General features: G+C 56.4%; 17 protein-coding genes. 13 read left to right on the forward strand and 4 right to left on the reverse strand.

Annotation, left to right across the window (positions count from 1 at the left end; translation table 11 throughout):
* Positions 1-9: 9 nt before the first annotated feature.
* On the reverse strand, positions 10-1,296 hold the full coding sequence (locus R0135_RS14940) for a CinA family nicotinamide mononucleotide deamidase-related protein (protein WP_407347716.1): 1,287 nt from the start codon (positions 1,294-1,296) through the stop codon (positions 10-12).
* 166 nt (positions 1,297-1,462) lie between these two features.
* On the opposite strand from R0135_RS14940, the gene R0135_RS14945 reads away from it, so the two are divergent.
* The 4 genes from R0135_RS14945 (at position 1,463) to asnS (ending at position 5,573) form a co-directional block, all read left to right on the forward strand.
* Positions 1,463-2,245 carry a ParA family protein gene (locus R0135_RS14945; protein ID WP_407347717.1) on the forward strand — a complete coding sequence of 261 codons (783 nt, stop codon included), beginning with the start codon at positions 1,463-1,465 and terminating at the stop codon, positions 2,243-2,245.
* 138 nt (positions 2,246-2,383) lie between these two features.
* Positions 2,384-2,887 carry a GAF domain-containing protein gene (locus R0135_RS14950; RefSeq protein WP_407347718.1) on the forward strand — a complete coding sequence of 168 codons (504 nt, stop codon included), beginning with the start codon at positions 2,384-2,386 and terminating at the stop codon, positions 2,885-2,887.
* The gene (locus R0135_RS14955) at positions 2,853-4,106 is read left to right on the forward strand and encodes a transglutaminase domain-containing protein (protein WP_407347719.1); all 1,254 of its coding nucleotides are present in this window, start codon (positions 2,853-2,855) and stop codon (positions 4,104-4,106) included. The genes R0135_RS14950 and R0135_RS14955 overlap by 35 nt, the downstream gene beginning before the upstream one ends.
* A gap of 69 nt (positions 4,107-4,175) precedes the next feature.
* The gene (asnS, locus tag R0135_RS14960) at positions 4,176-5,573 is read left to right on the forward strand and encodes an asparagine--tRNA ligase (RefSeq protein ID WP_407347720.1); all 1,398 of its coding nucleotides are present in this window, start codon (positions 4,176-4,178) and stop codon (positions 5,571-5,573) included.
* Positions 5,574-5,636: 63 nt separating this feature from the next.
* Here asnS and R0135_RS14965 read toward each other — a convergent pair whose 3' ends face one another.
* Positions 5,637-7,649, reverse strand: coding sequence for a VacB/RNase II family 3'-5' exoribonuclease (locus tag R0135_RS14965; RefSeq protein ID WP_407347721.1), 2,013 nt, complete (start codon positions 7,647-7,649; stop codon positions 5,637-5,639).
* A gap of 525 nt (positions 7,650-8,174) precedes the next feature.
* Between R0135_RS14965 and R0135_RS14970 the strand changes: the two genes are divergently transcribed.
* A complete protein-coding gene (locus R0135_RS14970) occupies positions 8,175-9,608 on the forward strand; it encodes a PhoH family protein (RefSeq protein WP_407347722.1) in 1,434 nt (477 codons plus the stop codon).
* Between the two features lie 6 nt (positions 9,609-9,614).
* Positions 9,615-10,457 carry an archaetidylserine decarboxylase gene (gene asd / locus R0135_RS14975; protein ID WP_407347723.1) on the forward strand — a complete coding sequence of 281 codons (843 nt, stop codon included), beginning with the start codon at positions 9,615-9,617 and terminating at the stop codon, positions 10,455-10,457.
* A 12-nt stretch (positions 10,458-10,469) separates the two neighbouring features.
* Here the strand turns inward: asd and rsgA are convergent, their stop codons facing one another.
* A complete protein-coding gene (rsgA, locus tag R0135_RS14980; RefSeq protein ID WP_407347724.1) occupies positions 10,470-11,492 on the reverse strand; it encodes a small ribosomal subunit biogenesis GTPase RsgA in 1,023 nt (340 codons plus the stop codon).
* 77 nt (positions 11,493-11,569) lie between these two features.
* Between rsgA and orn the strand changes: the two genes are divergently transcribed.
* A complete protein-coding gene (orn, locus tag R0135_RS14985) occupies positions 11,570-12,124 on the forward strand; it encodes an oligoribonuclease (protein WP_407347725.1) in 555 nt (184 codons plus the stop codon).
* Positions 12,125-12,166: 42 nt separating this feature from the next.
* Here orn and queG read toward each other — a convergent pair whose 3' ends face one another.
* A complete protein-coding gene (queG, locus tag R0135_RS14990; protein WP_407347726.1) occupies positions 12,167-13,237 on the reverse strand; it encodes a tRNA epoxyqueuosine(34) reductase QueG in 1,071 nt (356 codons plus the stop codon).
* A gap of 89 nt (positions 13,238-13,326) precedes the next feature.
* Here queG and R0135_RS14995 point away from each other — a divergent pair, with 89 nt between their 5' ends.
* The 6 genes from R0135_RS14995 to hfq all read left to right on the forward strand — a co-directional run bounded on the left by R0135_RS14995 (position 13,327) and on the right by hfq (position 19,975).
* Positions 13,327-14,856 (forward strand): NAD(P)H-hydrate dehydratase, encoded by a 1,530-nt coding sequence (locus R0135_RS14995; RefSeq protein WP_407347727.1) that lies wholly within the window; start codon positions 13,327-13,329, stop codon positions 14,854-14,856.
* 50 nt (positions 14,857-14,906) lie between these two features.
* Positions 14,907-15,329 (forward strand): tRNA (adenosine(37)-N6)-threonylcarbamoyltransferase complex ATPase subunit type 1 TsaE, encoded by a 423-nt coding sequence (gene tsaE, locus R0135_RS15000; protein ID WP_407349931.1) that lies wholly within the window; start codon positions 14,907-14,909, stop codon positions 15,327-15,329.
* 117 nt (positions 15,330-15,446) lie between these two features.
* The gene (locus R0135_RS15005; protein WP_407349932.1) at positions 15,447-16,715 is read left to right on the forward strand and encodes an N-acetylmuramoyl-L-alanine amidase; all 1,269 of its coding nucleotides are present in this window, start codon (positions 15,447-15,449) and stop codon (positions 16,713-16,715) included.
* Positions 16,716-16,737: 22 nt separating this feature from the next.
* Positions 16,738-18,612 carry a DNA mismatch repair endonuclease MutL gene (gene mutL, locus R0135_RS15010; protein ID WP_407347728.1) on the forward strand — a complete coding sequence of 625 codons (1,875 nt, stop codon included), beginning with the start codon at positions 16,738-16,740 and terminating at the stop codon, positions 18,610-18,612.
* A 25-nt stretch (positions 18,613-18,637) separates the two neighbouring features.
* Positions 18,638-19,585, forward strand: coding sequence for a tRNA (adenosine(37)-N6)-dimethylallyltransferase MiaA (gene miaA / locus R0135_RS15015; RefSeq protein WP_407349933.1), 948 nt, complete (start codon positions 18,638-18,640; stop codon positions 19,583-19,585).
* A 141-nt stretch (positions 19,586-19,726) separates the two neighbouring features.
* Complete coding sequence (hfq, locus tag R0135_RS15020) at positions 19,727-19,975, forward strand: RNA chaperone Hfq (protein WP_407347729.1); 249 nt, start codon at positions 19,727-19,729, stop codon at positions 19,973-19,975.
* Positions 19,976-19,997: the final 22 nt, after the last annotated feature.

Below are 19,997 nucleotides of genomic sequence, written 5' to 3' on the forward strand. Positions count from 1 at the left end.
GCCCGGGCGCTACCGCATTCGCCGCTGATCAAAGTAGCGGGACTGTTTGTCGATACCCGCCAGACGGCGTCTGAGCGCGTCCAGCGCCGCGGCGGCTACCATTGTTTGAAAGAGTACTCGCTCCACAGGCCAGCATAGACACACTGTATCAACGCGCTGCCGGTCCCCCCATGCCAACCAAACGGTACCCACGGGTTTGTCTTCGCTGCCACCACCGGGCCCCGCAATACCCGAAACCGCCATGGCGAAATCAGCACCGGAAGCATCCAGAGCGCCGATGACCATTTCTTTGACCGTGGCCTCGCTTACCGCCCCCTGGGATTCAAGAGTAGATGCCTGCACGCCCAGTACCGACTGTTTGAGGGTATTGGAGTAGGTGACAAAGCCCCCCGGAAATACGTCTGAGGCGCCGGCGATCTGCGTGAGCATCGAAGCGATCATGCCACCGGTGCATGACTCAGCGCAGCTGATGGTGACCCGGGACTCCCGGGCTAGATCGATGACGGCCTCGGCAATTCGCGTGTCGCCCTCTCCGATGATGTGGTCGCCGAACAAGCTCTCCAACCACTTTTGGCACTGATCGCGCAGGGGTCGGTCTTCAGCCCGGGTTACGCTCAGTTTTATTTCGAGTTGCGGCGCGCCGGCACGAAAACTCAGGACGACTTCGCTGGGCCAGTCCGGGTGATTGTCCAGGACCAGTTGCTGCGCCGTGGATTCACCGAGGCCAAAGGTCTGCAAACGCAACACATCTTTTTGCAGTGTGATGCCAAACCGCGCGCGCAGCTGCTCAATCATAATGGGCAGCATGGCTCGCAGCTCACCGGGCACCCCGGGAGTACACATGACAAGACAGTCGTTGACGATCAGTGAAAACCCTACGGCGCTGCCCACGGGGTTGGGGATCAGGCTGCAGCCGGTGGGTAACATCGCCTGTTTACGGTTTGCGGCGTTCAGTACGAGGCGGCGCTTCTCACACCACTTTTCAAGGTGGTTCAGCGCCTCGGGATGTTCGCTGAGCCCACTGTTTGCAACCTGGGCGAGCACGGCGGCGGTGAGGTCATCGATTGTGGGGCCTAGTCCACCATTGATGATCAGCACATCTGCGTCAGCGCACAGGGCCTCGATTTCTTTGGCGAGAGCGTTCCGGTCGTCGCCCAGGGTCACGCGTCGGCTCGGCGTCAGCCCCAGCCCCGCAAGTTCTCTGGCGATCAATGCTGAATTGGAGTCAACCGTGTCTCCGCTCATCAGCTCGTCTCCGGTCAGTAATAACTGAACGCGGGGTATTTGGGTGCTCATGGTGATCTCCAACCAGGAATGATTATGCGCCGCGGGAAAATAGCACAAGCTTGGCCGCGAGCCGACTGCGCTATGGAGCGATGAATCCCGGTCTTTCGGCTGACAGTGTGCTCGGGCTTGGCTACACTCCCTGCCCTTTGTAGAGCATGGGTTTAGGGAGTTTGTCATGAAGCGCGTGGTGTTCAATCAGAAGGGTGGTGTGGGTAAAACCAGTATTACCTGCAATCTGGCCGCCATCGACGCGAGCCTCGGCCGTAAAACGTTGGTTATTGATCTGGATGTGCAGGGTAATACCACGCACTATCTGGTTGGAGAAATTGATGCCGAGGCATTTCCTGCCGAAGCACAGGGTGTCTCCGGCCTCTTCAAGCAGACAGTAGGTTCCCGGCGCATGAGCCGTAATCCGGATGCTTTTGTTTGGGAGACCCCCTACGAAAACCTGTTTCTCATGCCGTCCAGTCCGCTACTGTCAGAATTGGAGCGTGAGCTTGAGGCGCGTTATAAGATCTATAAGCTTCGTGATGCGCTTCTCAAACTCGAAGATGAATATGACCGTATCTACATCGACACGCCGCCCAATTTCAATTTTTATTCAAAATCGGCTCTGATCGCAGCAAATAGCGTCTTGATACCGTTTGATTGTGACAGTTTTGCCAGGCAGAGCCTCTATGCACTGATGGATAACATTGCCGAACTTCGCGAAGATCACAATGATGAACTTGCTGTAGAGGGCATTGTGATCAACCAGTTCAATAGTCAGGCGCGACTTCCCGGAGAGCTGGTAGCAGAGCTCGAAGCTGAGGGTTATCCGGTGATAGCTAACTTTCTAAACAGCTCGGTGAAGATGAAAGAATCCCATTATCTGCACCGACCGCTCATTGATTTAGCGCCCTCGCACAAGCTCACTCAGCAGTACCTTGCTTTGCACAAGGCCCTTGATAAGGGCTAGTAAAGGCTGGAGTTTAGCGTTCGCTAACGGGTGCCGGCATGGCTTGGCCTCTGTGCAAGTCAGGATCGGCGCCAAAAGACAGCAACGCAGAATTTTTGTGACTTGGCGTTCGGCGGCAGCTTGTACCATACTTAATCTATGAACGATGCCGCTACCATTGACGCGGCTGTAAGCACTCTACCGCGTCTGTCCCTCACCGAAGCTTGTCAGCAGCTGACCGGTCTCCTTGGTGGTGAGCGGGATTTGATAGCAAATGCCGCCAATACTTCTGCCTTTCTTAATACATTGTTACCGGACATTAACTGGATCGGTTTCTATGTACTTCAGGGCGACGAGTTGGTGTTGGGTCCCTTTCAGGGAGAGCCCGCCTGTGTGCGTATTCCTGTGGGGCGGGGTGTATGTGGTACCTGTGTGGCTTCTGGCGACACCCAGCGCGTCGATGACGTGCATGCGTTTCCTGGGCACATCGCCTGCGATGTCCGCTCGCGATCCGAGCTTGTGGTTCCGGTGAGGGCTCAAGGGACGGTCGTGGCTGTTTTGGACATCGATAGTCCATCCGTCGCACGTTTTAGTGTGGACGATCAGAATTACGTCGAGGTATTAGTCGATGAATTCAGTAAACATCAGTTTTCCCAGGGCTAAGACCCTGCTGTCTTTTCCCCTCCTCCGGGAGGGTGTTACACGCCTGAACGTGCAACTTACAGCGTTGGTTCGAGCGGTAATCACTGTGACAATCGCTTCGATTTTGGGCGCCTGTGCCAGCGCGCCGGATTGGGCTTTTGACGTTCGCGATGTCCCCCCTTTGAAGCTCGATGGCCGCATCTACAGTTACGATCCCAACAACCCGGATTTGCATGATCCCCAGATTCTGATGGTTACACAGGAGATGCGCGATTTTGTGGAGCTGTATACCGAGGGCGCGAACAATTCGCATAACAAGCTTATGGCTTTGCACCGAGCCATAAAGGGGCAGGGGGTTTTAGGCATGCAGTATGACCCCTTTGCTGACGGTACGGCTCGCGATGCATTTGAGCGCGGTACTGCCAATTGCCTGAGTTATGCACACATGTTTACCGCTTTGGCTCGAGAGGCGGGGTTAAATGCGCAGTATCAATGGATGGAAGTACGTCCGGAGTGGCACCGCATGGGTGACCGGGTTGCCGTGCGCTTGCATGTAAATGTGCAAGTGAAGATGCGCGACACGACTGAGTACATGGTCGATATCGATCCGCTGAGTCGTTCGGAGGTTGCCGGGGCGCGGCTTATGAGTGATGAGGAAGGCTTCGCCCTGTACTACAACAATCTCGCCATGAATGCGCTCGCCGTGGATCGACCGGTGCAGGCCTGGCAGCAGTTGGTTCGTGGGCTCGAAGAGGCGCCGGGCTTGTCACAGCTGTGGGTCAATCTGGGAGCTATTTATCGGTACGCAGGGCAATATGCGGAGGCCGAACAGGCCTACTTCCACGCCCTGGAAGTCGACAACAGTGATCGCTCGGCGATGAATAATCTGGTGGTGCTGTATGAGCTGCAGGGGCGAAACAACGAGCAGAGCTACTGGGAAGACCGTCTTGAGCGCTATCGCAATCTGAATCCCTACTATCACGCGAGCCTCGGAGACCTTGCCATGGAGGAAGAGGATTGGGATGCAGCTTATGCGCACTATAAACGTGCTACCCGTATGCAGCCTGATGATGGCCTGTTGATTTACAGCCAGGGTTTGGCAGCCCATGAGCTTGGCAACGACGATGAAGCTGAGCGATTGATCGCCCGAGCAATAGAAAGAGCGGCTTTTCAGGTGGAGAAACAGCGCTACCGCGTGCAGCTGCGCATGATTAAGGAGCAGCAAGCCGCCGCGCTCTAATCCATGTTTCACCATGGCGGTTATCGAGCACTTTAGTTATCCTCCGCGCCTTTGCGTCGGAGACACAGCATGACAGCGTTTTCACGAGTTCTGGACTTATTGCGAACTGATCCTGATACCGGTGGTGAGGTGGCGGTGCGCGGCTGGCTGCGCAGCAAGCGCGATTCCAAGGCCGGTATATCCTTTCTGGCCATTCATGACGGCTCATCATTTGACGCGATTCAGGCTGTCGTGCCCGCTGATTTGGCGAACTACGAGAGTGAGGTTTTGCAGCTGACCACGGGCTGTTCTGTGGAACTGCGTGGCATCCTGGTTCCCTCCCAGGGTAAAGGCCAGCAGGTTGAGATTCAGGCCAGTGAGCTGCGCGTTCTTGGATGGGTTGATGACCCTGAAACTTATCCCATCGCTAAAAAGCGGCATACCTTCGAGTATTTGCGTACTCAGGCGCATCTGCGCCCGCGGACAAATACCTTTGGTGCGATTACCCGGGTGCGACATAGCCTCGCCAATGCAATTCACAGCTATTTTCATGACAACGGTTTTTACTGGGTCAATACGCCGATTATCACGGGCAGCGACTGCGAGGGCGCCGGCGAGCTCTTTCGAGTGAGTACCCTGGATATGAATAACATTCCTCGGGCCGCCGACGGCAGTGTGGACTACGGTCAGGACTTCTTCGGGGGTGAAGCCTACCTCACGGTGAGTGGGCAATTGGCCGTGGAGTCCTATTGTCTGTCCATGAGCAAGGTTTACACCTTCGGTCCTACCTTTCGAGCTGAAAACAGCAACACCAGTCGTCACCTCGCAGAATTCTGGATGATTGAGCCCGAAGTGGCCTTTGCTGATCTGGCCGATAACGCGGACCTGGCCGAGTCGCTGCTCAAGCATGTGTTCAGTCGTGTTTTGAATGAGTGCGAAGACGACCTGGCGTTTTTTAATCAGCGTATTGATGACACGGTCCTGGCGCGTCTTTCAGCGATGGTTGACCAGAGCTTTGAGCGTATGGATTATTCCGATGCCATCAAAATCCTGCAGGCCAGCGGTCAGAAGTTTGAGTTCCCCGTAGAGTGGGGTGTTGATCTGGCGAGTGAGCACGAACGCTTCCTGTGCGAGCAGCACGTTGGGCGTCCAGTGGTTCTAATGAACTATCCCCGGGAGATCAAAGCGTTTTATATGCGCTTGAACGACGATGAAAAAACCGTTGCCGCGATGGATGTTTTGGCGCCGGGCATTGGTGAAATTATCGGCGGTAGTCAGCGTGAAGAGCGACTCGATGTGCTCGATGCTCGCATGGATCCGCAGCTTCGCGATGAATTGTGGTGGTACCGGGATTTGCGTCGCTACGGCACGGTTCCGCATGCGGGCTTTGGTTTGGGCTTCGAGCGCCTCATCAACTATGTCACCGGCATGGAAAACGTCCGGGATGCGATCCCGTTCCCACGTACGCCAGGGAATGCCCACTTCTAGGGCTCACGGTTGGTCTTAGGCGCCGATCCGGCGCCTGCTGGTAGCGCAGGCGCTCGGGACTTCTTATTGGCTCGCAGCTTCACCGTGTAGTGCTGGCTCTTCCGGCTCTTCCGGCTTTTCTGGTTTTCGTCCGCAGCTGGGGTCGAGTTTAAACAAGGGCAGGTGCGGGGTTTCTTCGTCAGCGCCCATGAGCGTGACACTCACCGGCGTGTTAACTCTAAAGTGACGGGTTTTGCTCTTCTGTGTAGCGGTCCACTTATCAAAGTTAAACTTTTCGCCGACTTTGCGCAGGTCGACATAGCCTTCCAGGCCGCTGTCGTCCAGGCGAACATAAAAGCCATGGTTCCCCATGTGTGACACATGTCCCGGCCAGGGGCCGGGAGCGGACTCGGCCTTGCGCTGAAGGTACTCCAGCGTCAGCCAGCGCTCCGCTTCGTTACTGATCTGACGCAGTTTTTGCAACTTCTGGTTCAGCTTGTCGAGCTCTGGCTGTTCGCAAATGCTTGCGCTCTCGCCACGCAAAGCCGCCTTGATCTGCAGGTGGACCAAGAAATCCAGGTACTTGCGCAAGGGCGAGGTGCAATTGGTATAGACGGGAAGGGACATGCCCATGTGCGCGCCGGGTTTTTTAGACAGACGAGCGCGGGTGAGCAGACGATTCACCATACTGCGCAGAGGTAATTCGTGATCACTGGCCGCAAGCTGACGAAGAAGATCTCGATAACCCTCCAGGGTGTCAGGATCCAGAGCGTCGGCATCGGTGAGATAGAGCTCCATAAACTTTTGGCGATCTTTCAGGCGATCCCGACGAAAACCATCGTGCACCACAAAGGGGCCGCTGGCACCCGCGTCTGAAAGCAACGCCGCTGCACAGCGATTGGTGGCAACCATGCACTCTTCGACCAGGCGCTGGGAGCTCAGTTTTTCGCAAGGTTCGATATTCTCGATGTGTCCCCGCTCATTGAGCAGCCAGCGAAACTCCTGACGGTCTTCCATAACCAGCTCATTGGCCTCGCGTCGCGACCGGAGCGCTCTGGATACCTGATAGAGCGCCTCCAGGGGCGTTGCATGGCAAATCAGCGACTCGTCCTGACCGCTCAAATATCGATCAACTGCAAAATACGATAGCTTGGCGCGGGAGCGAATTTTTGCTTCGAAGAACTTGAACTCCCCAACGCTGCCATCTTCTGAGATCGCAACTCTGCAGACCAGGGCGGGTCGCAGTTCGTTTTCGGTAAGTGCGCAGCGCTGCTGAGAAATACTTTCGGGCAGCATAGGCACCACGGCACCATGAAAATACGCGCTGCTTGCGCGCTCCGCCACAGTCGCCCGTAAGGGGGAGTCTGCAGTTATGTAGGAGGTGGGGTCAGCAATGGCTACGTAAAGGAGCCAGCCCTCGCTGGTGACCTCAGCGTAGAGCGCATCATCGATGTCCTGGGTCCGCGCGGCATCGATGGTGACAAAGGCAAGGTCAGAGAAATCCTCGCGACCGGGATCGTTCTCCGGAGTCAAAGTCGCGATCACTTCCTCAAGCTGCTGCTTGTCGGCATCTGACCATTGGGCTTCAAGACCGTATTTGGCCATGGTGTATAGATTTTCAATGCCAGGTTCGTCAGCGGCGCCAATGGTCGCCAGCACTTTTGCTTGGGGTTTGCCGTCGCGAATGGGATGTCGTAGCAGTGCGCAACGCAGGTAGTCGCCGGACTTGGCGCCGTTTCTTGCTTGAGGCGGTAAAAACAGCCAACGGCTCATGCCTGGGATATCCGGCTCAACGAACATCGCCTTGCCTTTGCTTACGCAGCGGCCGGTAAATTCGCCAATGGCGCTTTCGACCAGCCCTTCGATTTCCGCAATGGGACGTTTGTCTTTGCCGGGGCGCAGGCAGACACGCACGCGATCCCCGGGAAATGCCTTGAGCATTTCGTCCGGCGGAACAAACACTTCGCGTCCATCGTCTGTGCGGGCGAATCCGTAGCGCGCGGGCGTTCCCCGAAGCACCGCTTCGGTTCGCTCCTTCTCGGATTCGATCTGGGTTTTAAGCCCTCGTAGCTGGGCAAGGGCATCTCGGTCTAACATCAGAAAGCTGTGGTTGGCCTGCATGTATCAAAGGGGCGCTATGCTAGCGGAAATGCCTGCAGGTGTCAGTGTGAAAGCTGTTTAAGTGGCGTCTAAATTATCACGCCAAAGCGGCCCTGTGGCGGCCGAAATTTGTAAGTTTAGACGTTTGATGTTGCGCGTCAGCAGCTTTAATTGCAGTTAATGGGGTAAATCACGAGATGGTCGTTGACAGTGTTTGCGGCTCGGGCTAATAATCGAACTGTTTCCAGCTTCAGGTGGACGCAGCGATCTCCCTAGCCGCAGATGGTGGTCAGAACAACACAGGGCCTGTAGCCCAGAGTGTTAGTCGTACTGAAGGCGCCCCAAGAGTGCCGGGAGTGCTTGTCGCCGTCACGGTTTGGAATACCTCCTCTTTTTTTATCGGCTTTTGCGCTGCAGCGCGTAGTCTTCTTTCTACACCTTCTTTGCATCCCAAATTCGTCTACTCATCGGTCGTATCAACTGATACGACACTCTTACCTGGCCCGTCCCGAGGAATTGCTTATGGAATCTAGCTCCGTTGTGCACGACCTGACCCCGCTCGTCGAAGCAGCCAAAAAAGTTTATGTGCTCGACACCAATGTTCTTTTGCATGATCCGACGGCAGTCACGGCGTTCAACGAGCACCACATCGTCATACCCATGACCGTGTTGGAGGAACTGGACCACATCAAAGATCGGCGGGACAAGACGGTAAGTCGCGAGGCTCGCATCGCTATCAATATCATCGACAAAATTGTTGATGCGGCATCACCGCAGGCGATTCAGGAAGGTGTAGGCATTCCATCAGCCGATGCCGGTGGTACTCGCGGCACCCTCGCGATTTACCCGGATCAGCTTATTAACGACGACAGCGACATCCCGTATCTGGATGGAACGCCTGATCAGGCTAACGACAATCGCATTATTAATGTCGCTTTGAAGATGCAGGCGGAGAACGAGGGGGCCTTCGTATGCCTGGTGACCAAAGACATCAATATGCGCATCAAGGCCAAAGGATCGGGTCTGCTCCACGTTGAGGATTACCGGCGGGACCGTGTGCTCGATGACATCGATCTACTTTGCAAAGGCTATGAGCACATTGAGGGCGACTTCTGGGCTGGTGTCAGTGAGGTGGATACCATTCGTGAGGACAATATTACTTTGCATCGGGTGCCCCGGGACTCGGTGCCTGACGCTTACCCTAATATGTTTCTCTATGATGACCTTGAGTTTCTCGCCTTTGTGCATCGTATGGACGCTGAATATCTCTACCTGCGCTGTGACAGTCGCGATAATTTAATGAATCGCCGGTTCTGGGGATTGTCGCCGCGCAATCTCGAGCAGGCGATGGCCATGTCCTTGATCGGCAATAACGATGTCGATATGACCGTGATGACTGGACCTGCCGGCTCGGGGAAAACACTGATCGCGCTAGCCTATGGTCTGCACGCTATCCTTGAGGAGGGCCGCTACAGCAAACTGATTGTCGCGCGATCAACGCCGCCGATTGCTGAGGATATTGGCTTTCTCCCGGGAACCGAAGAAGAGAAAATGGCACCCTGGCTGGCAGCATTTGACGATAATCTGGAGATTCTTCACGGCTCCGACGAGTCCTGCACGGGAAGCATCGATTACGTGAAGGAGCGCGCTAATATTCAATTTAAGTCCCTGAACTTCATGCGCGGACGTTCCTTCAATAACGCGTACATCATCATCGATGAGGCTCAGGGCTTGACGCAGTTTCAGCTTAAGTCGGTGATCAGTCGGGTGGGCGAGGATTCCAAGATAGTGGTGTTGGGCAATCTCGCCCAGATCGACAATAAATATATTTCGCCGCTGACTTCGGGGCTGACTTATCTCGTGGAACGCAGCAAATCCTATGATCATGCGGGTATCATGCACGTCAACGGCATTGTTCGATCAAGACTTGCCGCATTTGCCGAGGAGAACCTCTGACCCGCCGTGGATACACTCTTTATTTTGCTCCAGCGCCTGCTGCCCCAGCATGCGCTGTCCCGACTCGTCGGCCGCTTAGCGGCTGCCCAAGGTCCGCGCTGGCTGAAAAATCGCGTGATAAGCGCATTTTCCAGGCACTATGGTGTGGATCTTGAGGAAGCCCAGCGCCCTTTTCCTGAGGCTTACGAAAGCTTTAACGCTTTTTTCACCCGGGCTCTAAAGCCCGGAGCACGCCCGTTATGCAGCAGCGGTATAGCCTGCCCTGCTGATGGCGCTGTGAGTGAAATAGGTGATATCGACGGCCAGCGAATTCTCCAGGCTAAGGGGCGCAGCTACTCCCTTGATGCACTGCTTGCCGGCGACCGTCAGCGTGTGGAGCAATTCACCGGTGGAAGTTTCGCGACGATTTACCTCTCGCCCAAGGATTATCACCGGGTTCACATGCCCTTGGACGGCCAGTTGCAGTCCAGCTCCTACGTTCCTGGAGACCTCTTTTCAGTCAATGGCACTACGGCTGCTGCGATAGATGGGCTCTTTGCGCGCAATGAGCGCCATATCAGTTATTTTGATACCCCCAGAGGTCCCATGGCTATGGTGCTGGTGGGCGCCATGATCGTTGCGGGCATTGAGACCGTCTGGGCAGGGCAGGTTGCACCGCGACCACGGCGTATTGAGCACTGGGATCACGCCAATACTCCAGAACCGGTGTTACTTGAACGCGGCAGCGAGATGGGTCGATTTATGCTTGGCTCTACCGTTATCCTGCTTTTTCCTAAAGGCGTGGTCGCCTGGAACGAAGACTGCGTGCCCGGCGCAAGCGTGCGCATGGGGCAGCAGTTGTCGGCCTGAGTAGCCCTGTCGCTAGCCCTGTAGCGGCTGATCCAGTGAGGCAATAATGCGGCGATAGCTGTCCAGGCGTGCCGGGTGTATGGCGCCGGTGTCTATGGCCTCGGTGAGTGCGCAGCCTGGCTCACTTTGGTGGTGGCAGTCGCGAAAACGACAGTGACCTATGCGATCACGAAACTCCCGAAATCCGTTTTCCACTTCATCCCGGCTCATATGCCATAAGCCAAATTCGCGAATGCCCGGCGAGTCGATCAATGCGCCGCCACCGGGAACGTCAAACAGACGGGCGGTGGTGGTGGTATGGCGACCTTTTTGTTTGTCGGGAGACAGCTCGGATACTCGCTGTTGTGCATCCGGCAGTAAGGCGTTCACCAGAGTGGTTTTGCCCACTCCAGACTGTCCCACGAGAATGCTGGTGTGGCCTGCCAATAGCTGCGTGAGCTCGTCTATTGCGCCGAACTTGCCCTGCGCTCGGATCGTTGCGTATCCCAGGGGGGCGTAGGGCTCCAGAAGCATGTCGATGGATTCTGCCAAAAATGGGTCGTCATCCAGCAAATCCGCTTTATTGAGCAGAATCACTGCCTCCGCGCCGAGATTCTCCGTGGCCACCAGATAGCGGTCGATGAGGCCCCCGTGAGGCTCCGGGTAGGGCGCAATAACAATAATGACGCGATCAATGTTGGCAGCGACACTACGCAGCTTGCCGAACTTGTCAGGGCGCTGCAGTTCCGTGCTGCGCTCTTCACGCGCCACGACGACTCCGGTTTCTTCGCCTGCGCAGAAGATCACATTATCTCCGGCGACCACCGAACCCAGATGCGTTCGAAGGTGGCAGCGGTGAACCCGGTGATCATCGCCCTCTATGTCAGCTTGGGTGCCATAGCGGGCGATCACCCTGCCTCTTTGCTCGGCGCCAAGCTGTCCGCCGGCAAGCGCCTCATCTCCGAGGGTGCCAGCACGCTCAGCGCGTTCGCTGCGCTCTTGTTGCTTGCGTTCGATGCGCCAATTCTGGCGTCGATTAATTTTGCGTTTACTCACCGCTGCATTATTGGGTGCTACCGAGGGCCTGTCGAGCGCGTGTTAAACTTCATTGGGCTGAAATAGTGAGAAAATCAATGGTCAACGAACAAAATCTGATCTGGGTAGATTTGGAAATGACCGGTCTTGACCCCGATACAGACCGTGTTATCGAGATCGCGACGATCGTAACGGACACAGAGCTCAATACCCTCGCCGAGGGACCGGTAATCGCGATTCATCAGTCAGATGCAACGCTTGCGGCTATGGATGAATGGAATACCACACATCATGGCAACTCTGGTCTTTCCGATCGCGTGCGTGCCAGCACCATCGACGAGCATGAGGCGGCGGCACTGACCATGGCTTTTCTCAAGGATTGGGTGCCTGCCGGGGCATCCCCTATGTGTGGCAATAGCATTTGTCAGGATCGACGTTTTATGGCGCGGTACCTGCCGGACTTGGAGCGCTACTTCCACTACCGGAATCTGGATGTCAGTACTTTAAAGATCCTTGCGCAGCGTTGGAGACCCGACGTTGCGGCCAGCTTGGTAAAGCGCGGTGTGCATTTGGCGTTGGAAGATATCCGCGACTCCATAGAAGAGCTACGGCATTATCAGAAGCACTTTTTGAACTGTAGTACGCCTAAGTAGCACTCCCAGGTAGGGACTCAACATAGAGGCTTACTGAGATGTTCATTGGGCGCCGTGGCGCTCCAGCGCCCAGCGAACATGCTCCTGCACGAGTTCCGAGGGAAAATCCTTACGAAGTCGTAGCGCCTGAACAACATCTGCCGAATTGGGAGCGTTCCCCAACGCAATAGCAAGATTACGCAGCCAGCGCTCATAGCCAATGCGACGCAAAGCGGAGCCTTCGGTACGCGCAGCCCAGGTCTCTTCGTCCCAGGCAAACAATTCCAACAAACCGCGATCATCCAAACCGTGCCGGGGCTGAAAATCCGGCTCTGCGCTGGGCGTTGCGAACTTGTTCCAGGGGCAGACCAGCTGGCAGTCATCGCAGCCGAAGATTCGATTGCCCATGAGTGGTCTCAGTTCCGGGTCGATGCTTCCTTTGTGTTCTATGGTGAGATAGGAGATGCAGCGGCGGGCATCCAGTACAAAGGGCTCTACAAATGCTTTTGTGGGGCAGATGTCGATGCAGGCCTGACAGGTTCCACAGTGTTTGCTGGTCTGCGGTGGGTCGGGAGGGAGCGGAAGGTCGGTATAGATTTCGCCGAGAAAAAACCAGGAGCCCGCATCTTGATTGATCAGCATAGTGTTTTTGGCGATCCAGCCGAGCCCTGCTTTCTCAGCCAGGGCGCGTTCCAGCACCGGCGCACTGTCTACAAAAGCGCGATACTGGCCACCGCCCAAGCTCTCCTCGATGCGTTTTGCCAGTTGTGCAAGGCGTTTGCGAATCAGTTTGTGGTAATCGCGCCCCAGGGTATACCGCGCTATGTAGGCCTTGTTGGGGTCTTCCAGTACGGTCAGGGGCTCGGCTCCGTCGTTTAGGTAGTCCATACGCAGTGAAAGGACTCGGCAGGTACCGGGCACCAGTTCTTGTGGCTGGGAGCGCTTTGTGCCGTGGCTTCCCATCCACTGCATCTCCCCTTGATAACCTGCGGCGAGCCAGCGCTCAAGGTGATCTGCATGTTCACCAAGATCGATATCGCTGACCCCGAGCTGCGAAAAGCCCAGCTCTCGCGCCCAGCCGCGAATTTCTTCCAGGAGTGCGCTGCCGTCACTCGCCAGCCTGTTCTCGTCCATCAGTTTGCAGCCCTTTTGCCGCGGTGACCGTATAATCGCGGTATGTATTTCGTTTCCATATTGGTGATTGTGCCAGAGGCGTGTTCACAATGAGCAGTGTGTCGCCGGTTCAGTTGTATACCGCAGCGCAAAGTCGTGCGATTGATCGCGCAGCGATTGATGTGCATGAGCTCCCCGGACCGTTGTTAATGGCCCGCGCGGCTCGGGCGGCCTTTGAACTTTTGATGGCGCAGCAGTCTGAGCCTGACCGGAAGCCTGGCCCGAAGCCTGGCCCGAAGCCTGGCCCGAAGCCAGAGTTGCTTCAAGTGTTGTGTGGGCCGGGTAACAACGGCGGTGACGGTCTTTTGTTGGCTATGCTGGCGCAAGGCAGAGGGATCGCTACCAAGGTGTTTCTTATTGATGGAGCACCCCGAAGCGAAGATGCCATTGCTGCAGCGGCTCGGGCTGAATCTATTGGCGTTGTGCTCGAGGATTTCAGGGCTGACGCATTGCTTGATCGCGGCGTTATTGTGGATGCGATGTTAGGCACGGGAATCTCCGGCGAACTGCGTCCGAAGTACCGAGAGGTCATCGATCAGATTAACGCGATGCAGGCGCCGGTGCTGGCTTTGGACGTTCCTTCGGGAATTAACAGCGACACTGGGGCTGTTTGCGGCACTGCAGTGTGCGCGCGTTGGACCATGAGTTTTATAACTGCCAAACGCGGCCTTTATACCGGGGCAGGTCCTCAATACGCTGGCGCCTGCTTCTGGAATGATCTGGGTGTTCCCAGCGCCGCATACTCTGTCGCGGGCGAGGCTTATGAGGTAGTCCAACTCGACAGAGAGCTTCAGTCTTTGCCTGCTCGCGTTCCCGGGGCCCACAAAGGTCATTTTGGACGTTGCCTGGTGGTCGGTGGCGACTATGGCATGGGCGGAGCCATTATTCTTGCGGCGGAAGCGGCCCTTCGCAGTGGGGTGGGTCTGGTTCAGGTTGCCACCCGTGATACTCATGTTGGGGCGCTATTGGCGCGCAGACCCGAGGCGATGGTTAGTGCTGTTGATCATCGCAATGCACTCATGCCTCTTCTTGAGTGGGCGGACGCTGTCATTGTGGGGCCGGGTTTGGGGCAGGATGTATGGGGTGAGCAAATGCTTCATGCCTGTCTGGGGGCGGATAAGCCTCTCTTGCTGGACGCTGATGCGCTCAATATTCTGGCCAAAAGCGGCATGCCGCCTCTGCCTTTGGGCTCGGTGATTACTCCCCATCCCGGGGAGGCGGCGCGTCTCTTGGGTCAGGAAACCGCCGGGGTGCAGAGCGATCGCTTTGTTTCGGCGGAGCAACTTGCGGCAGCAACGGGTGCAACCGTGATCCTCAAAGGGAACGGCAGCCTGATTGTGGGCTCTAAGCGACGGGCCTTGTGCGTTGACGGTAATCCGGGCATGGCCTCCGGTGGCATGGGTGATGTCTTGAGCGGTGTTGCGGGAGGGCTCCTGGCCCAAGGGATGCGCTCAGAGCAGGCTGCGGCTTTGGCGGTGGTGCTGCATGCTCAGGCGGGGGACAAGGCGGCGGCAGTCGTGGGCGAGCGCGCCTTACTTGCGGCTGATCTGATGCCCAATATTGCCAGGCTGATACAGTGAAACCAGAAGCGACACAGACGCTGCAAATTGACTTGGCGACCGAGACCGAGATGGTGGATTTCGGTCGTGCGCTAGCCCAGCAAATGTCTCTGGGCACTTCGCTGTATCTTCGCGGTGAACTCGGCGCAGGTAAAACAACGCTGACTCGCGGTATCGCGAGAGGTTTAGGGCACGATGGCGCGGTGAAGAGCCCCACCTACACCCTGGTGGAGCCTTACCTGGATCTGCAGAAACCGCTTTACCATTTTGATCTCTACCGTTTGGGTGATCCGGAAGAGTTGGAGTACATGGGTATTCGAGATTACTTCGGATCCGATGCGCTGGTCGTCGTGGAATGGCCTGAGCGGGGAGGTGATTTTTTGCCGTCTCCTGATCTGGACATTAGACTGAGTGTCACAGCTTCGGGGCGCAGCCTGCACCTGGAGGCGCATAGCGATTTAGGGGCCTTGTGCATTGCGCGGCTACAGTCTTAAGTGGGGCCAAAAAGCCTCAGCAGTGATTTGAGTCAGGAGATAAACAACATCGATCGTGATCACACAGTGAAGTTTCGTCGCCAGGCTGGAGTAGTGCTGGGGTTGCTGTTGTGCACCATGCCTTCGCTGTTGCAGGCGACGCCGGTGGAAGTAAAGGATCTGCGCTTGTGGAGGGCTCCTGATCACACCCGTTTGGTTCTGGACTTATCGGGACCTGCGCAGCATCGCTTACTTGAGTTAAAAAATCCCAGGCGCTTGGTAGTCGATGTCACAGATGCCCGACTCATTGCCAAAATTGACAATCTCGGACTTGAAAAAACACCGATCTCGAGTATCCGCAGTGGCGTTCGGGAAGGTGACGATTTGCGTCTGGTATTGGATTTGCGAGAGGCCGTGCGACCACGAAGTTTTGCCTTGAAAGCTTCGGAGCGCGCGGATGATCGACTGGTTATCGACCTTTATGACCTTGAAACGGAAGTTACCGCGCCCGAGGTAAAAAAGAGCGCACGAAGCACGGATCGCAGAGATGTCGTCATTGCTATTGATGCGGGGCACGGCGGTGAGGACCCCGGGGCGTCGGGTCCTGGTCGGCTTCGGGAAAAGCAGGTGGTGCTGGAGATCGCAAAAGAATTGCACGGGCTGTTCGAGGCGGACGCCGGCTTCGCGCCGACGCTCATTCGCAGTGGCGACTATTACATCAGTCTCAAGGGTCGCCGCGACCTTGCCCGCAAGCGACAGGCGGATATGTTTGTGTCCGTACACGCTGACGCTTTTCGCGACAAACGCGCCCGGGGGGCCTCTGTGTATGCGCTATCCACGCGGGGCGCTACCAGCACCACGGCGAGTTATCTTGCCCAGCGGGAAAACGCCGCGGACCTGCTCGGAGGTGTAAGCCTGGGTGACAAAGAAGATTCCCTGGCGATGACTCTGGCAGATCTGTCCATGACGGCTACTCTGGACAGCAGTCTGAATGTGGGTGCCAGCGTGCTTAAGCAGATGAACGGATTCGCCCGCCTGCACAAAAAACAGGTTGAGCAAGCAGGCTTTGCGGTACTGAAGTCGCCGGATGTGCCGTCGATACTCGTAGAGACTGGATTTATATCAAACCCTGAAGAAGCCCGAAAGCTCGCCACAGCGAGCTATCGTAAGCGTATGGCAAATGCGATTCATTCGGGCATTGTGCAATGGTTTCGGGCACATCCGCCGCCCGGATCACTGTTGGCCCACCTGCGAGACGAGGGCGATCAGGAATATAAGATTGTTGGCGGTGATACGCTATCGGGCATTGCCCAGCGCTTCAATGTCAGCGTTAATTTGCTGTCGAGCTACAACAACTTGCGAAACAGTAAGATTCTCGTCGGCCAAACACTCCGCATTCCTAACTAGTTGAACAGAGTAGACACGCACTATGCCCGTTATTAAGCGCCTCCCCGCGCGCCTTGCAAACCAAATAGCCGCCGGGGAAGTGGTTGAGCGGCCTGCGTCCGTGGTCAAGGAGTTACTCGAAAACAGTCTTGACGCTGGCGCCGAGCGGGTGGACATCGATATCGAGGCTGCAGGTACCAAGCTGATTCGTATCCGGGACGATGGCTTTGGTATTAGCGCAGAAGACTTGCCGCTGGCGCTGGATCGTCACGCGACCAGCAAGATTGAATCTTTGGATGATCTGGAGCAGGTAGGTAGTTTTGGCTTCCGTGGCGAAGCCCTGGCCAGTATCGGATCGGTGTCGCATCTGATTGTAACCAGTCGTACCGGCGAGGCGGGCAGCGAAGCTCAATCCGCAAGCTGTTCTGGCAGGGACATGCAGGTCACGCTAAAACCTGCCGCGCATCCTCAGGGCACCACGGTAGAAGTGCGCGATTTGTTTTTTAATACCCCCGCGCGGCGCAAGTTTTTGCGCACCGAGCGCACCGAATTCAACCATTTAGATGATGTGGTCAAGCGTCTGGCGCTGGCACGTTTTGATGTGAGTTTTGGCCTGCGGCACAACGGGCGCCAGTTACAGGACCTGCGACGCTGTGACGATGAGGCAGATCGGCTGCGTCGGGTGGCGCTGCTTTGCGGATCGGGGTTTGTAGAGAACGCGGTGGCGATAGACCGCGATGCCGGGGAGTTGCGCCTGCACGGCTGGGTGGCGCAGCCAAGTTTCTCTCGGAGTCAGGCCGATTTGCAGCATTTTTATGTCAATGGCCGCTATATTCGAGACAAGTTGGTGGCGCACGCGGTGCGGCAGGCTTTTAGTGATGTTCTCTATCAGGGCCGTCACCCGGCGTTTGTTTTGTATCTGGAGCTGGATCCTGCGGAAGTGGATGTGAATGTGCACCCTACCAAGCATGAAGTGCGTTTTCGAGATGGCCGCAGTGTGCACGGTTTTATCTACAGTACTTTGCACAAGGCTCTTGCGGATATCCGGCCCAGCGACACATCGGTGCCTACGCAGGCGTCAACGTCTCCGGTATCGGCATCCGCTGGGCGCCTCGATTTGCTCACGGGTGAACTGGTGCGCCAACGCGAGATGGGTCTCGCCGAGCCGGCAGCCGCAAATACAACGGTTTTTTCTGAGCATGCCAGTCGCGGTGATTTTCAATCCGCCCGGGGCGGCGCGACCGGCTTTAACGCCGCGACTGCGGCCAGTTATCAACAGCTTTATGCATCTCCTGGCGGCCACAATGGCGTTGCCGAAGACGATACTGCTGAAGTGCCGCCCCTGGGTTACGCACTGGCGCAGCTTCATGGTGTCTACATTCTTGCGCAAAATCGTGAGGGATTGGTTCTGGTAGACATGCATGCGGCGCATGAGCGCATCACCTACGAGAGGCTTAAGCAGGCAAGGGATGAGCAGGGGATTCGTAGTCAGCCGCTGTTGGTTCCCCAGAGCGTGTCCGTGAGTAATCGCGAAGCGATATTAGTGGAAGAGCATGCGACGCTTTTTCAGAATCTCGGCCTGCGCGTTGATGTCGCCGGCGAAGAGAGCTTGATCATTCGCGAAATTCCCGTGTCTCTTCAAGGCGCTAACGTAGAAGAGCTCTTGCGTGACGTGTTGGCGGAGCTTTTGGAGTACGGAACCTCTGAGCGCATTGCCCGGCACGAGGATGAGCTTCTCTCTACCATGGCCTGTCATGGCTCGGTGCGCGCGAACCGACGGCTTACCGTGCCAGAGATGAACGCTTTGCTGCGGGACATGGAGGTCACCGAGCGCTCGGGGCAGTGCAACCATGGCCGCCCTACCTGGACGGCGCTGAGTGTGCAGGAGTTGGACCGCCTGTTTCTGCGCGGACGCTAGTTTGAACGCGCCACTGCTTTGCATCATGGGGCCGACGGCCTCAGGAAAGACCAACCTTGCTATTGCCCTGGCCCAAGCGCTGGACGGAGAGCTGATCAGCGTTGATTCGGCTTTGGTATACCGCGGTCTTGATATTGGGAGCGCGAAGCCGGGATATCCCCACCATCTGGTGGATATATGCGACCCCAGCGAGGCCTACTCAGCGGCACGTTTCGTCAAGGACGCCCAGGAAGCTATTGAGTCGGTGCGCAGCCGGGGTCGTCGTCCCATCTTGGTGGGCGGCACAATGCTGTACTACAACGCTCTCCTTAGGGGGCTGGCAGCCATGCCCGGAGCGAACGAGGCCGCACGCAAGGAGATAGCCTCCATGGCGGCACAGGAGGGTTGGCCCGCGGTACATCGGGAACTTGCGCGCGTGGATCCCGAATCAGCGGCTCGAATACACCCCAACCACTCTCAGCGCTTGTCCCGAGCGTTGGAGGTATACCGTCTAACAGGCAAAACCCTGACATATTTTCATGAGCAAGAGCAGCTATCGCCCCTGGATATCACTGATGCATTGGCTATTGCCATTGCGCCGGCGTCGCGGCAGGTACTGCACACCCGCATAGAGACTCGGTTTCTGGAAATGATGAACGCGGGCTTTCTGGATGAGGTCCGATCTCTGAGGGAGCGGGGGGACCTGCATGCCGACCTGCCTGCAATCCGGGCTGTGGGCTACCGCCAGCTCTGGAGCTACCTCGCTGGGGAGTGTTCCCTTGATGAGGCACAGGAGCGTGCAATTATAGCCACACGTCAGCTGGCCAAAAGACAATTGACCTGGCTTCGGAAATGGCCGGACCTTCACTGGATTCACACTGATGTGTCTGGCGCAGTTCTGGAGAGCGATTTGGCCAAACAGAAGCCTATTCTTGCTAAAAACACAGATCCGGCAGATCTGCTCTTGAACTACCTAACGTATGACCCCATGTAGTAAGCTGTGACGACAGTGCTTTGCGCCGAAGCCCATGCTGGCGATAAAGGCTCATACACACACGGCTTCCGGCCGTATTTTGGTTTTTTTTGGCTCGACTTGAGCCCCAAACGGCCCCTGTGGCCAAAGGAGAATAGCGTCATGTCTAAAGGGCATACCCTACAAGACCCTTATCTGAACCTCTTGCGAAAAGAGCGTGTTCCGGTATCAATCTATCTGGTTAATGGCATCAAACTTCAAGGCCAGATTGAGTCTTTTGATCAGTTTGTTGTTTTGCTGAAGAACACCGTCAGTCAGATGGTGTACAAGCATGCGATCTCGACTGTGGTTCCCGGGCGCGTGGTTCGCATGCCCATGCAGAACCCACCAGAGGAAGAAGGTGAGAGCTAAGCTTTCGGCCCAACGTTACGCC

Origin of the sequence: Congregibacter variabilis (assembly GCF_045689235.1) — a bacterium.
In the GTDB taxonomy this organism is placed as follows: domain Bacteria; phylum Pseudomonadota; class Gammaproteobacteria; order Pseudomonadales; family Halieaceae; genus Congregibacter; species Congregibacter variabilis.